This is a genomic window from Veillonella sp. HPA0037 (assembly GCF_000411535.1).
GTDB lineage: Bacteria > Bacillota > Negativicutes > Veillonellales > Veillonellaceae > Veillonella > Veillonella atypica.
Map to the genome: position 1 here is coordinate 582,811 of NZ_KE150483.1, position 14,505 is coordinate 597,315.

Sequence of the window (14,505 nt, forward strand, 5' to 3'; positions counted from 1 at the left end):
ATTATGAAAAATTAATGAATTCCTTCATTTGTAGTTAAACAACATAATATACTAGGATAACTAATACAAAAACTTTTATTATAATACAATCTATCTATAAAATCTCAATATCCTCATACTGTGGTTGTACAACCCACTCACCACGAAGATTTACAATTCCCCACTTACCTTGAGATTTTACCGGAGCAAAACCATGTTTAACAGGCATTGCAGAAGTGATTGTGTTATCACTAAATAATACTTTACCACTATCATCAATAAGCTTATAATCGCTAGAAGTCTTATGTACCCAAGTATATGGTCCACTAAATTTGTTTATCCCCATATCTTTGGATGTAGTCAAAATGACATTTCCTGTTGTCATATCGATTAACTGTTTAGTATCACCACTCACGACAACCATATTAGTTAGGCTTACAAATCTAATAGAATCATAGGTAAACGGAATAACTTGTTTACCTGTATCCACGTCAAATACACCCGCTTTTTTATTATCTTTATTGATAAGTACTAACAATCCATTAATATCACTAAATTCGCCTAAATCATAATTACCTGGTTGAATAATATAATTACCTTCACGATTTACGAACCCAATAAGACCTTGATTTTTCACAAGTGTACCGTAAGCAGTAATTGGCCAAACTGCATCATTTTTACTGTCGATAACAATTTTACCATCACGATTAATATAACCGCGCTTTACACCATCATATACAGGGTTCCATGCATCACCATAATAGATTCCGCCATGATTACTAAGGGTTATTCCTACAGCCATACTCAACAAGCCTCCAAGATTAAACTTGCTTATATGGCGTCGGAATTCTGCCAATCCATCATCATATGCATCAATATCATTAGAAGGTGCTTCAAATACAGTCTTACCTGTACCATCAATTGCTACAGTTTTACCTTTAGCATCTTTTACAAAAGCACGATCTTCACTAAATTTCGTATATACTTCTTTAAATTGTGGAGCGATTACAGTATTACCTGATGCATCAGTAAAGCCCCATTTTCCTTTTACAGAAACGGCCGTATAAGAATCACTTGCATATGTTTCCTTATGATTTGACGAATTTTGATTCTTGTTTACAGTCTCATCATGATGATTGATAATTTGTTTAACCTGTTCATCTAAGGCATCTTTACCACTTGATAAAACGGTACCATCTACTTTAATATGTTCTAAAATCTTCTTTGACTTTACAAAGTACGTTCCATCCTCAGCATAAGATGGGTCCAACTCTTTATATTGTGGTTCGAGCAGAACTTGACCATTGGTTCCAACAAGTCCCCATTTACCATTTTGCTTAACCTTAGCTAATTGACCAAGTTTAATAAGACCACTATTACTTTCAGTGGCCTCATCAATATTTGCTTGAAGAGACTTAAATGCTTCTGGTGCTAATTTTTGAGTGGCTCCAATAATTGGTACGGCTACATAATCAGCTAATTTCCCTACACCAACAGATACAGTTGTACCACTTGATTTAGTAGATACCTTTTCAGTCGTAGAAATATTAGTAGTAGATGTGGATGCACTATGTTGTTCACGTGTTACACGCGTACTTGTAGATGTTGGTGTATCATGATTTGTTACTGTTGTACTACTAGTGGATGTTGTAGTAGATGCTGCGAAAGCACTTGTAGACATAGCCGCCAACACACATGCGACTAATAAAGATTTCTTGTTGAGTTTCATAGGCCTCTCCTCTTATTACTCAAAGGACTCTAGATATAAAAATTTTATAAACAAATATTAATATAAATTATACTATATGAACCTTTATATATACAATAAATTGTGAAAAATTCTTCATCCATTATTTTTTTGCTATAATAGGACCTATGAAAACAGCAACCATAATCGACTTGATTGTAGATGCTAATATACACACGCAATCTATGAATCACATCATAAAACAACAGCATATTTCACAGCGCATGCGACGGCGTCTAAAAAATGATGGTATCATCACCATTAACGGACGACCGGCTACATGGGATACCTTAGTTCACGGCGGCGATCATCTACTTATGAAATTAGCACCAGAGCAAGAATTTTCACGGACCCCAATGGATCTAGAAATCGTATACGAAGATGAGTATATCCTCGCCATTAATAAAGCTGCTGGTATCCTTATGCACCCTACCTCGACGGTACGCGATGGAACATTGGCAAATGGCGTTCTCTATTATTATGACGAAACCGAACAAGCTCATGACTTTCACCCGGTCCATCGCCTCGATAAGGACACATCGGGCATCGTCATCATCGCTAAAACATCGGTAGTACAACACGCCTTTGATAAGCAACGCACAAAATTTCAAAAGGTTTATGACGCCATCGTTGAAGGTACTATGCCAAGTCAATCGCTAACCATTAATTATCCCATCGGACGTAAACCGGGTAGCATCATCGAACGGTGTTGCACATCAATTGGCAAACCGGCTCGTACTGATGTGACGGTATTGGCACGCCACATTGTTTCCCAGCCTGTACAAATGGATAAAAATTTGAGCACGCAACAGGTTCTGACTCATGTGCAATGTGTATTGCATACGGGCCGGACCCATCAAATTCGCGTTCACCTATCCCATTTAGGTTTTCCTTTAGCTGGTGATGATTTATATGGCGGTCATTTAGATCATATCCGTCGGCAAGCATTACACGCTGGGTACCTAGCTTTTACCCATCCTATGACACAAGAATACGTAGAACTACGAGCACCTCTGCCAACGGATATGAAAGATTTACTATATCTCTAACAGATTCATCTAGAAAACCTTATAAAATTGTGGTGCTTTATATCGTTTCTTGATATACTAACAATGAATAGATATGTATCATCATAAGTTGATGACAATACTTTCAAAATACATACAATCGGCTATAAAGCCAAGGAGGACAACATGCCATTAGTAACGACTACGGAAATGTTCAAAAAAGCTTATGAAGGCGGCTACGCAGTAGGTGCTTTTAACGTTAACAATATGGAAATCGTACAAGGTATCGTCGATGCAGCAAAAGAGGAACAATCCCCTCTTATTTTGCAAGTATCTGCAGGTGCTCGCAAATATGCTAAACATATTTATCTTGTAAAACTAGTGGAAGCAGCATTGGAAGATAGCAATTTACCAATCGCTCTTCACCTTGACCACGGTGATTCTTTTGAAATCTGTAAAGATTGCGTAGACGGCGGCTTCACATCCGTTATGATTGACGCATCTCATCACGATTTCGACGAAAACGTAAAAATTACAAAACAAGTTGTTGAATACGCTCATGCGCACGGTGTTGTAGTAGAAGCAGAACTTGGTCGTTTAGCTGGTGTCGAAGATGACGTTAACGTATCCGATGCAGATGCTCGCTTCACAGACCCAGAACAAGCTGCTGAATTCGTAGCATTAACAGGCGTTGATTCCTTGGCTATCGCTATCGGTACAAGCCATGGTGCTTACAAATTCAAAGGCACACCATACCTCGACTTTGAACGTTTAGAAAAGGTTGGTAAATTATTGCCTAACTTCCCTATCGTATTGCATGGTGCTTCCTCCGTATTGCCTGAATTCGTAGCAAAATGTAACGAATTTGGTGGCAATATCCCTGGCGCACAAGGCGTACCTGAAGAAATGCTTCGCAAAGCAGCTCAAATGGCGGTTTGCAAAATCAACATCGATACAGACCTTCGCCTTGCTATGACTGCATCTGTACGCGAATACTTGGCACAAAATCCATCCGAATTTGACCCTCGTAAATATTTAGGACCTGCTCGTGACGCTATTAAAGGCATGGTAGCTCACAAAATTAAAGATGTATTAGGTTCTTCTCACAAACTATAATCTATGGCTAGTGGATTTGTAAAAGGAACCTTAATCTTAACCATTGCCGGTTTCGTAGTGAAAGCCATCGGTAGTATCAACTGGATTCTTCTCTCCCGTATCTTGGGCGGGGAAGGCATCGGGATCTACCAGATGGCCTTTCCTATCTATTTGTTACTATTACAAATTTCGAGCGCAGGTGTGCCGATTGCCATCTCTATTTTGACGGCAGAACGATTAGCATTACACGACTTTGGTGGTGCTAAACGAGTATTTAATATTTCTTTCACAATGCTGACCATTACGGGATTTATCGCCAGCTTGGCCATGTACTTTGGCGCAGATTGGCTTATCTCTAGCGGTCTCATTGCTGAAAGCCGTGCCTACTACTCAATCATCGCACTTGCTCCGGCAGTATTCTTTGTAACGTGGATTTCCTGTTTCCGCGGCTACATCCAAGGTTATGAAATGATGACCCCAACGGCGGTCAGCCAAATCGTAGAACAACTATTGCGCGTTATCGTCATGCTAGGTGCAGCGGCCATCTTATTGCCATATGGTTTACCTGCTGCAGCTGGCGGTGCTAGCCTAGGTGCTGGCGTCGGAGCCTTTGGTGCCTTCCTCGTGCTCTTGTACTATTACTACAAATTGCCTAAGGCTAGTAGTACTGGTGAAAGCTATGATGGTCCACGCGAATCGGCCAAGGAAATTTTATCGCGACTGTTATCGTTGTCCATTCCGATTTCCTTAGCCAGCATCATGTTACCATTAACGGCCAATCTTGATTTGCTCATCGTACCACGTCGCCTATTAGACGCTAATTTCCCGATGAATGAAGTAACAGAACTGTTCGGTTATCTTACAGGTATGGCAGTGCCGCTCATCAACTTGGCTACCATTATTACAGCGGCCCTTGCTACGAGCATAGTACCAGCCATCTCTCATGCTTTTGCTAAGCGAGATCATGAAGGTATTTACGAACGCACTGCTGGTTCTATGCGCTTAACATTTATGGCAACCGTACCATTTACGGTACTATTATATGTACTTGCGGCACCAACTGTTACGTTGATTTACAATGCACCTAAGGCAGAACTGGCAACACAAATCACAGCGTTCTCTATCTTCTTCCTCGGTGTACACCAAGTTACAACAGGGATTTTACAAGGCCTTAATAAACCGCGCATTCCAGTTATCAACATGGGTATTTCATTAGTAATCAAAGTCATCCTGAACTGGACATTAACAGCCATTCCTTGGCTCGGCATCGGTGGTGCTGCCTGGGCAACCGTTGCTGATATTGGCTTTGCAGCCTTACTCAATTTGATTTACATCAAAAAATACACAGGCTACTTCCTCGATATTTCCCTTCTATGGAAAAACGTGGTCAGTGCCGGTGTCATGGGGGTACTCATCTTCTCGAGCTACCACTACTTAATAGATATTTTACCAATGTGGGTGAACTTCATACTCACAGGTATCGAAGGCTTATTGCTCTACGTTATCATCATGGTTCTCTTAAAAGGACTTAATAAAAATGATGGTGCTAGCATGCCACTTATTGGTAGATTCTTTAGATAATTACATATACGAATAGCAAGAGGACCGACTCGTTTGAGCCGGTCCTCTTTTAGCTGAGCAATATATTGCTTAATATAATCAATCATATAGAATCACAATACATAATAATTTATTTTTTCTTGTTCAATTGTTCCGATATATTTCGTTCAATTAAAAACTTTGGCATGCCTAAACCCAATTTAAATCTACCATAATCTTCTTTATTATGCTTGTAATCTACATATTGAACGATATCACGTAATTTAAAATTACTTACATGCACATCATGAGGTTTGACCATATAGTGAGTATAAAGATGTGTATCATCAAATACAGTCATCACAAACAAAGTATCCTTATCACCCTTAACTTCATAATAAGCACCTGGTAAAGCATCATTCCATACAGTAGCAAATTGAATAGGCTTACCTTCATTTAATTGATCTGCACCAACAAATCCAATTAGAGAATGATACATGATATTCTGTTTCTTTGGATCGTCTCGTTTAAAAAGAGGTCTTACGGAAATAGACTCTTTAATTTTACCAGACTTAAAATATTCAACTTGGCTACCATTTTTAGTGACTTTTGTACCTAAAGATTTACTATTTTTTAAAATTCTGAACGTAAAAGGTCCTCTATGTACTTCAGAGGTATATTCTAATATATCACTAGCAGGTTTTACCGATGGCAATACAATATTCGCCAAACCATTCATAGTGGCTTTAACTAGTGCATCATCACCTTTAGAACTTATCTTTTTAACGACTCCTTTTGGAAGCATATATCCAATATGATAAGAAACCGTCGGCTGTTTTGGCATAGTAAAATTGATTGTTCCTTCTACCAAATCATTCTTATATACGATTGAATCCCATGTAGCCTTTTCAACGGTTGGATATGTAAAAGTATTAGCACCTAACACCTTTTCACTAATTTTTTTATTACCTGCTATGGGATTATATCTTTTATAAAATACTTCTTTCATAGCATCAGAATTTAACTTACTATATGGTATATTCGTATCTTCCCAGTTATCACCCTTAGGCTGTGGCCTTAACTCGTAATACCACTCCCCATTATAGGTCATCACTCCACCTGCACTGATTAATTCTTTATGCTTACCCATACTTCCCTTAGCCTGAGCTACAATGCTTGGTTGAGGTATAGTAAATTTTATATTCGCTCCGTTTTCTTTTAAGATAAACACAGTACTAGAGTATCTAACACCATGATTTAATTCTCTTGTATGATATATATCCATTGGTGTTTTCGACATATCATAATTAGGAATCGATGTATTATCTCTTGTAACTTTCTCTACAATTCTTTGATCCATTTGTCTAGATTGTGAGGTATTTTTTCGATAATTCTGATATTCATCAGCAGGTATGGATGCATCAGCGCCAGGAATATTTACATCTATCGCATAGGACTGCCCCATGCCAAATGTTAATCCAAGTAAACCTAATGCTATTACACGTTTCCAGTTCATACAGTCTCTCCTCAATTTATACTCTACATTCTAAGACTCATTATACCTAATTATTAATTTTTTATCAATTTTCTATAAATTTATTTTAGAATCATCCAGTCTTAGCTATATTTACACAAACGCAATTCCTACTTGCATAATATGTTATAGTATATTATAGGAAAATGAATTATAATTATACTGTACTTGATGTACAGTATTTTACACATTGAGGTGATAGTATGAAAAAACCATTAATCGGAATCTCCGGCAATACGCTACGCGATAATAGCGGTGCATATGTCGATTTAATCCGTTCGTATGTCAATCAAGATTACGTCCGTTCCATCGAGGAAGCGGGCGGCATCCCTATTATTATTCCTTTTACAGAAAATTTAGAGCAAGCAAAGGAAACCATCGATATCATTGATGGTCTACTCCTTACAGGTGGTCATGATGTGTATCCGCTCAATTATGGCGAAGAGCCATTGCGAGGCATTGGTGATGTGTTCCCTGAGCGCGATCAATTCGATTTTGCCTTACTAGCTGCAGCAGAGGCGCGAAATATTCCTGTATTCGCCATCTGCCGCGGTTGCCAAATCGTAAATGTTTATCGTGGTGGTTCCTTGTACCAAGATTTGCCATATGATGAAAATTGCACGATTAAGCACAGCCAAAATCAAACGCCTGCATTACCTACGCATACGGTGGAAATTGAACCTGATTCTAAATTAGCGATAATCATCGGCACAACCACATGGATTACAAATTCTCATCATCATCAAACGTGCCGGAATATTGGTGAAAGCCTAGTTGTTACAGGCCGTGCCAAGGACGGTACAGTCGAGGCATTAGAAGATACGAGTCGTCCATGGTTCGTAGCAACTCAATTCCATCCAGAAATGATGCATGTGAAAGATGTACATGCAAAAACATTATTTAAAGCCTTCGTAGATGCTAGTAAGGAGGCCAACTAATGGATAAGAAAAGTAAATTTGGATTTTGGAGTATCGTACTCCTCGGTATCAACGGTATCGTTGGCACAGGTATTTTCCTATTACCGAATAAGGCCTATGCCATCATTAGGTCAGCCAGTTTAGGGGTCCTTTTATTTGATGCAGTCATTGCAGGATGTATTGCCTTATGCTTTGCCGAAGCGGCCAGCCTATTTACACGTAATGGTGGTCCCTATCTATATGCCAAACATGCATTAGGTGACTTTTGGGGATTTGAGGTAGGCGTCCTTAAATGGATTGTAACCGTTATTGCTTGGGCCGCCATGGCCGTTGGCTTTGCCACAGCATTAGGTGCAGCAGTGCCAGCCTTAAGTGGCGATTTTGCAAAGGATGTCATTTCCTTTATATTAATCGTAGGCTTAACAATCGTAAACATATTCGGTGTTAACGTGTCTAAGTTCGTTAATAACTTGATTACAATCTCTAAATTAGTACCTCTCGCCCTATTCATCGCTATTGGTATATTCTTTATTAACGGCGCTAACTTTACACCTGTATTTCCACAAGATACCTATGTAGATGGATCTTTTGCGCAAGCAGCCGTTCTTCTCTTCTTTGCCTATACAGGGTTTGAGGTTATTGCCATTGCCGCAGAGGATATGAAGAATCCTAAAAAGAATTTACCGCGTGCCATTATCATGTGTATGCTACTCGTATCAGTCCTATATGTGGCCATACTTTCCGTATCTATTGGTGTTCTAGGATCTGACCTTGCTAACACAAAAGCACCAGTACAAGATGCTTTCAATGTAATTGTAGGTCCAATTGGCATGTACATTGTATTGGCAGGCACATTAATTTCTATGGGCGGCATTAACTTTGCCGAAGCCTATTACGCACCTCGTATTGCAACATCCATGGCCGAAGACGGTATGTTACCAAATGCCTTAGCTAAACGCAATCGCTACAATGCACCATATGTAGCAGCGATCGTCACCGCTATTGCCAGCGTACTACTAGCCTGGTCCGGTTCATTTACAACCCTTGCTGCTATTAGTGCGGTATCCCGTTTCACACAGTACCTACCAACATGTTTAGCAGTCATTATATTCCGTCGTAAATGGGCAGATAAAGAACGGTCCTACACAATCCCTGGTGGTTACACAGTTCCAATCATCGCCATTGCTACATCCCTTTGGATGCTAGGTCAAGCCCAAACAAACCAATTACTTTGGGGTCTAGGTGGCTGTATCGTCATTCTTCCACTCTACATTTGGTACTGGCGCAAGAAAAAAGCTGGTATAATCAAAGAAAAAGAAGATATCTAATTACATTTTTGTATACAAAAGAGGCAGGAGCTCGCTCCTGCCTCTTTAAAATTAGAACAGGCCTGTTCTATTTCTAAACATACCTATATTAGGTTCCCGAAAAATTAGTACAGGCCTGTTCTTTTTCTGAACACACCTATATACAGCCTCTGTAAAAATAGTACAGGCCTGTTCTATTTCTAAACGCACCTATATACACCTTCTATAAAATTAGTACACGCCTGTTCTATTTCCGAACACACCTATATACAGCCTCTGTAAAATTAGTACAGGCCTGTTCTTTTTCTGAACACGACCTATATAAGACCACTAAAAGATATAGAACAGGTCTGTTCTATCTCTTTCAGATTAATAGTCTGTAAAAGGTTCCTCTTCTACAGGTTCTGTTAAATTTTCCTCAATATAACCGTATTCATCAATGGATTCTTCTTCGTCTCGCGTATCAATGTATATGCTGATTACGGCTAATCCACCTTGTTCGTTAAGGCTCACGATAAGGCTCATAGGACCATATACTAAAATAAGATTATCATCTTCATCACGAATGATGTGTGGCACGGCATCAAAGTGTTGATTCATGAGTTGATCAAAGTAGTCCTCTACATCGAGGCCATTTTCTAGTGTAATAGATTCTGCATCACCTTTTTGGAACACTACCTTCGTATCTTCATCGATGAATTGGTAGAAATCATCGATATCAAAGTTATCTGTTTCAAGCCATATGCTTAGGGCTGCAATCCAGTCTTTCACAGTGTGCGGCACAATTGGGAAACGATATGGTGTTTCATCTAAGGATAAACGAAGATCATCGTATTCAAACTCATAATTTTCTTGGCTAGAAACGATGCGGTCAATACGGCCATCCTCATTGATATCAACAAACAATATATACGCGTATTGGTCGCCCTCTTCATAGGCAACGGTCAAACCGTGACGGCCCTCATGAAATAAAGCGCCTTCTTCGTATACCTCTGTAATATGTATAACACGACAGATAACAGGTACATGGTCAGATTGGATGGAATCAACCATGGCCGTTAAAAATTCTAAGCTTTCACATTTATTACGAGCAATAATGCCTCGTCCCGTAGAAACATATTCGCAATCATCGTCGAGCATGGCTTCAACACCATGAAGATTTGCGGATTCTAACGTGGCTTTCATCAATAATAAAGATTGTATTTCAGTCATACTAATCCTCCAAATATTTTCAACTAGTATACTAATTGTATCATAGACTAATTTAAAATTCTCGGTCCATGTCATATAATGGAATAAGATTATATAGATTTTGGAGGTTCCCATGAAATATACAACTATCGTATTCGATTGTGACGGCACATTGCTAGATACGTTAACAGATTTACGCAATGCGGTGAATTATGTATTGCGCGCTCATGATTTGCCAGAACGGTCGGTTCCTGAGGTGAAAGCAGCCCTTGGCAACGGCGTTGCACATTTGATGCGTCAATCACTGCCAGATTCCATTTCGGAGGCTGAATTCAACACCTATCTCGACGAATTTAAAGCATACTACGGAGAACATCTACAAGATTACACAGCCCCATATCCTGGCATGCTTGATGTATTAGACACATTACGTGCTAAAGGATATAAACTCGCCATTGTTTCTAATAAAATCCAAGAAGGTGTTACTCCATTAAATAAGGAATACTTTGGTGATCGTTTACCAGTAGCTATCGGCGAACGCCCTGGATTACAACGTAAACCAGCACCAGACATGGTATTACAAGCATTAAAAGAATTAGGTTCGACCCAAGACGAATCCATCTACATCGGCGACTCTGAAGTAGATGTAGCGACAGCCAAAAACTCTGGCCTACTATGCATCGGCGTTACATGGGGCTTTAGAGACGAACAATTACATAAAGATTTAGGCGTCAAACACATTGCTCGAAAGGCAGAAGATATCGTAACGATTATCGAAGCGCTTAATGCATAAGAAAACGACTAGTACCATATACATATGTATATGGTACTAGTCGTTTTCTTAGAAAATTAATGATATTATATCTAATTAAACTAAAGATTTACGAACCTCATTACATAAATCTATACAAATATCCACCTCTCGGCCCTTAAGCCCTAATGGTATATCTAATACTAAATCTAAACCATAATCTTCAGAAAAAGAAAATCCTGGTCCCACCCGTTGTAAAGCATCATGAAACTCTTGTAACTGTTCTGGGATATTAATTAGAGCCTTAACTAATTCACTTCTCCTTGATCCTAAATAAACAGTAGCCAAATCGTATAAATCCCGAGGATGTAAAGATGCACCTCTAAAGAAAACCTTCTTAGTTACAATTTCTATATCATCATCCACAAATATATTCTGATTAAATACATGCCGTTCACTCTCCATAAATCGATCCTTCTACAGTACTAACAGCCGGGATATGCTTTACTTTGTTATATAATTGTTCCATTTCGAATGGTGTAATATTTTGTTCTACCATAAATTTACGTCTATTTTCTGGTTTTACCTCTCTAAAGAATTCAATCACATATCTCTCAAATTTTCCTAATTCTACACCTGATTTTATTAAATTAACAAAATTAACTATAGGTAAACGTTTATAACGAATACTAATTTCACGCTCTACAAATTCGGATACTGTTATCTTTGGAACAAACGCCATGAAATCACCTCTTTTCTAATTTAATAATATATCCCTATTAATTTAATAATAGCTTCTTTAAATATTATAGGTCAACTGTTACTCCTTATTTATTCCATTATACATCAAACTAACATACGTTTAAAATTCAAATAAAAATACCACATTATAAAAATAAAATCTTCTTATAATGTGGTAATAATTAAGCTTTACATCCCAAACAGTGTTAATATTTCCATAATAACGGGTATAACGAATACGAATAATACGGAGCTAATGGTTACGAGTCCTGTGGCAAATGGCAAATCAGAACCTGCTTCATTCGCTACGATTGGCAATACGGCGATAACCGGTCCTGCAGATTGAACGATGAATGTAACGACCGCAACGGGATCCAATGTAATGCCCATGAGGTATTTGGTAGCATAGATAACGCAGAACATAATAAATGGGGCTACAGCAAAACGGCCAATGATGCCACCGATGGAGTCTTTATTTAATCGCATGCTTTTAAGGCCCGCATCATGTAATACGATACCAATATATAGCAAGGATAATGGTGTTACCATATTCCCTATATAGTTTAACGTATTATGTAATACCGTCGGCAATGGAATTTGAGCATATAGGAATACTAATGCCAAGAAAAAGCCCAATAATGGCGGTGGCAATAATTTTTTCCAAGAAAACTTGCGTACCAAGGTGCGGAAGCTTTCACCATGGCTAGCACCATTCGTAGGCAAGGGATCAGCCTCAATAAGGAATACACCAAACATCCATACAGATATGGTATTACCAATATAATACAGCAAGAAAAACGGTAATGCATCAGGCCCAAACAATGCAATCTGTACAGGTAGTCCAATAAATAAACAATTATCGTTAACTACCATATTGATAAAAATACCGCGCCGTCCCCGTGGGACATGTACAATTTTCATCATAATAAACGCAATGATGTATGACACTACATAGGTCATCATCACGACGAGTAATCCATACCGCAAGTCCCACAAATCCGATGTTTGCACATTGTGAAGCACGGACATAAATACGCCGACCGGCAAAATGACGGACATGATGAGCCTCGATAGATTTGAGCTAAATGTATCATTAAACATGCCCCGCCCTTTTAAGAAATATCCAAGAGATATGAGCAAGACGATAGGCATGATACTTTGTAATGAAATAAGAAAAACCATATAACCTCCTACATACTTTATATGTAGTATATCACAAAAGAAGACCCCCGAGTTTCGTAACTGAACCAAAATCTACTGTGCGCATACATTTCTCCAATGGTCAAGAATTATGTTAAATCCATATGCAATACCCAATTTTTAGAGGAATTAAACTAATAAAATCGGCTACGATTTATAACTATCCTTGTAAATACTCACTTATTTAATTATGCATTTTAAGCATTGTTACTATTACCTATAGTATTGATTCAAAAGTGTGATGTATGTTACATTTATGAGGCAGTGCTTTCATGGCACCTATAGTTGTAGTTAGTTGATTGAGAAATGAGGAACAACATCTGTTATTGTCCCTTGGGCTGTTTTATTAGGCTCTTTAGCACAATTGATAGCGAGTTATTTTGATTTCAAGAAAAATAATCCTTTCGGATCTGTTGTATTCGGTGCATACGGTTTATTCTGGTCTGCCATGGCTGGCGTTTGGTTAATCCAAATGGGCTCCTTCGGTCCTGAAATCCAAAAAGGTTTCGATGTAACACAATTAGCATTCGCCTTTGTGGGCTTCTTAATCTTCTCTATCTTTGGCACCATCGCATCTTTGAAAACCAACAAGGTTGTATTCGCTATTATGCTATTAATCTGCTTCCTATTTTTCGGTCTTGCAACAGACCTATTCTTAGGTGGCAAAACAGGCTTCTTCGCCCTTGCAGCATGGTCCGAATTATTCATCTCCCTCTTGGGCTTCTACGGTTCTGGTGCCGTACTTGTAAACAAGGTATTTGGCAAAACTATATTCCCTATGGGTAAAAGCATCTTATAATTGATTGAAAACTAGATAATACAATTAAAGGTCTATATATTACTGAGTTGTAATATATAGACCTTTTTCATTACATATGTACCTTTAATTTATTTATAGCTAAATTGCGCATCCATAATCATTTGTCGCAGTTGCTCAATGCGTACACCATTTGGCAATCTATCTCTATAGAACTGCAATTTATAATAGTATCTAGTTTCTTCATAATCAGTAACTAATACCATGTCCGTCCTATTCTTTAATGGCCAGCCATACATAAATTCAGCTAGTAAACTGCGCACACCATCATTATTAACCTCTATTACACTATCCTTAATGGGCAATACCATCTTAACAGTAGGTTCAGGAATCGTTCTCTCTTTAACAAGATTTTTAATCTCATTATCTAAGGACATACTATTACCATCAATAGATCTTGCCTTAACATGCATAAATACCCCATCAGAGGTTCTAAACACCCTACCATCAATATCTTTTGTTTCGCCTTTTGTTTCAATAGCATCCTTTAATACGCGGAATTGATATGGTCCGAAGAAATTTGTTTCTGTAAAAGTATCTAACGATTCATCATATTGACCATTATGCTCATTCGTAACACGTATCATTGGTGTTGTATCAATTGCTTGTGAAAGCACTGGTGTCGCTAGCAATACCCCAAGGCTGATAGCATATATAATTCGTTTCATCTCTACGCCCTC

Annotated in this window: 14 protein-coding genes; 7 read left to right on the forward strand and 7 right to left on the reverse strand. The window is 38.4% G+C overall.

Annotation, left to right across the window (positions count from 1 at the left end; genetic code table 11):
* Positions 1-94: 94 nt before the first annotated feature.
* The gene (locus HMPREF1477_RS02765) at positions 95-1,708 is read right to left on the reverse strand and encodes a WG repeat-containing protein (protein WP_016475732.1); all 1,614 of its coding nucleotides are present in this window, start codon (positions 1,706-1,708) and stop codon (positions 95-97) included.
* A 146-nt stretch (positions 1,709-1,854) separates the two neighbouring features.
* Here HMPREF1477_RS02765 and HMPREF1477_RS02770 point away from each other — a divergent pair, with 146 nt between their 5' ends.
* The 3 genes from HMPREF1477_RS02770 (at position 1,855) to HMPREF1477_RS02780 (ending at position 5,409) form a co-directional block, all read left to right on the forward strand.
* Entirely contained in the window at positions 1,855-2,775 is a 921-nt protein-coding gene (locus HMPREF1477_RS02770) for an RluA family pseudouridine synthase (RefSeq protein ID WP_016475733.1), read from the forward strand.
* 144 nt (positions 2,776-2,919) lie between these two features.
* Positions 2,920-3,849 (forward strand): class II fructose-1,6-bisphosphate aldolase, encoded by a 930-nt coding sequence (fba, locus tag HMPREF1477_RS02775; protein ID WP_005379166.1) that lies wholly within the window; start codon positions 2,920-2,922, stop codon positions 3,847-3,849.
* A 3-nt stretch (positions 3,850-3,852) separates the two neighbouring features.
* The gene (locus HMPREF1477_RS02780; protein ID WP_016475734.1) at positions 3,853-5,409 is read left to right on the forward strand and encodes a polysaccharide biosynthesis protein; all 1,557 of its coding nucleotides are present in this window, start codon (positions 3,853-3,855) and stop codon (positions 5,407-5,409) included.
* 109 nt (positions 5,410-5,518) lie between these two features.
* Here the strand turns inward: HMPREF1477_RS02780 and HMPREF1477_RS02785 are convergent, their stop codons facing one another.
* Complete coding sequence (locus HMPREF1477_RS02785) at positions 5,519-6,883, reverse strand: hypothetical protein (RefSeq protein ID WP_016475735.1); 1,365 nt, start codon at positions 6,881-6,883, stop codon at positions 5,519-5,521.
* Between the two features lie 221 nt (positions 6,884-7,104).
* Here HMPREF1477_RS02785 and HMPREF1477_RS02790 point away from each other — a divergent pair, with 221 nt between their 5' ends.
* Both HMPREF1477_RS02790 and HMPREF1477_RS02795 read left to right on the forward strand, forming a co-directional pair.
* The gene (locus HMPREF1477_RS02790; protein WP_016475736.1) at positions 7,105-7,839 is read left to right on the forward strand and encodes a gamma-glutamyl-gamma-aminobutyrate hydrolase family protein; all 735 of its coding nucleotides are present in this window, start codon (positions 7,105-7,107) and stop codon (positions 7,837-7,839) included.
* The gene (locus HMPREF1477_RS02795) at positions 7,839-9,146 is read left to right on the forward strand and encodes an APC family permease (protein WP_016475737.1); all 1,308 of its coding nucleotides are present in this window, start codon (positions 7,839-7,841) and stop codon (positions 9,144-9,146) included. Before HMPREF1477_RS02790 ends, HMPREF1477_RS02795 begins: the two co-directional genes overlap by 1 nt.
* Before the next feature lie 348 nt (positions 9,147-9,494).
* On the opposite strand, the gene HMPREF1477_RS02800 is transcribed toward HMPREF1477_RS02795, so the two are convergent.
* The gene (locus HMPREF1477_RS02800) at positions 9,495-10,337 is read right to left on the reverse strand and encodes a hypothetical protein (protein ID WP_016475738.1); all 843 of its coding nucleotides are present in this window, start codon (positions 10,335-10,337) and stop codon (positions 9,495-9,497) included.
* Between the two features lie 112 nt (positions 10,338-10,449).
* On the opposite strand from HMPREF1477_RS02800, the gene HMPREF1477_RS02805 reads away from it, so the two are divergent.
* Entirely contained in the window at positions 10,450-11,109 is a 660-nt protein-coding gene (locus tag HMPREF1477_RS02805; protein ID WP_016475739.1) for an HAD family hydrolase, read from the forward strand.
* Between the two features lie 75 nt (positions 11,110-11,184).
* Here the strand turns inward: HMPREF1477_RS02805 and HMPREF1477_RS02810 are convergent, their stop codons facing one another.
* The 3 genes from HMPREF1477_RS02810 to HMPREF1477_RS02820 form a co-directional block, all read right to left on the reverse strand.
* The gene (locus HMPREF1477_RS02810; protein WP_016475740.1) at positions 11,185-11,532 is read right to left on the reverse strand and encodes a hypothetical protein; all 348 of its coding nucleotides are present in this window, start codon (positions 11,530-11,532) and stop codon (positions 11,185-11,187) included.
* Entirely contained in the window at positions 11,522-11,809 is a 288-nt protein-coding gene (locus HMPREF1477_RS02815; RefSeq protein WP_005382706.1) for a hypothetical protein, read from the reverse strand. Before HMPREF1477_RS02815 ends, HMPREF1477_RS02810 begins: the two co-directional genes overlap by 11 nt.
* Positions 11,810-11,997: 188 nt before the next feature.
* Positions 11,998-12,990, reverse strand: coding sequence for an AEC family transporter (locus tag HMPREF1477_RS02820; protein ID WP_016475741.1), 993 nt, complete (start codon positions 12,988-12,990; stop codon positions 11,998-12,000).
* A gap of 343 nt (positions 12,991-13,333) precedes the next feature.
* Here HMPREF1477_RS02820 and HMPREF1477_RS02825 point away from each other — a divergent pair, with 343 nt between their 5' ends.
* The gene (locus HMPREF1477_RS02825) at positions 13,334-13,807 is read left to right on the forward strand and encodes an acetate uptake transporter family protein (RefSeq protein ID WP_071600940.1); all 474 of its coding nucleotides are present in this window, start codon (positions 13,334-13,336) and stop codon (positions 13,805-13,807) included.
* Between the two features lie 89 nt (positions 13,808-13,896).
* Here the strand turns inward: HMPREF1477_RS02825 and HMPREF1477_RS02830 are convergent, their stop codons facing one another.
* Positions 13,897-14,493, reverse strand: coding sequence for a hypothetical protein (locus tag HMPREF1477_RS02830; RefSeq protein WP_016475743.1), 597 nt, complete (start codon positions 14,491-14,493; stop codon positions 13,897-13,899).
* Positions 14,494-14,505: the final 12 nt, after the last annotated feature.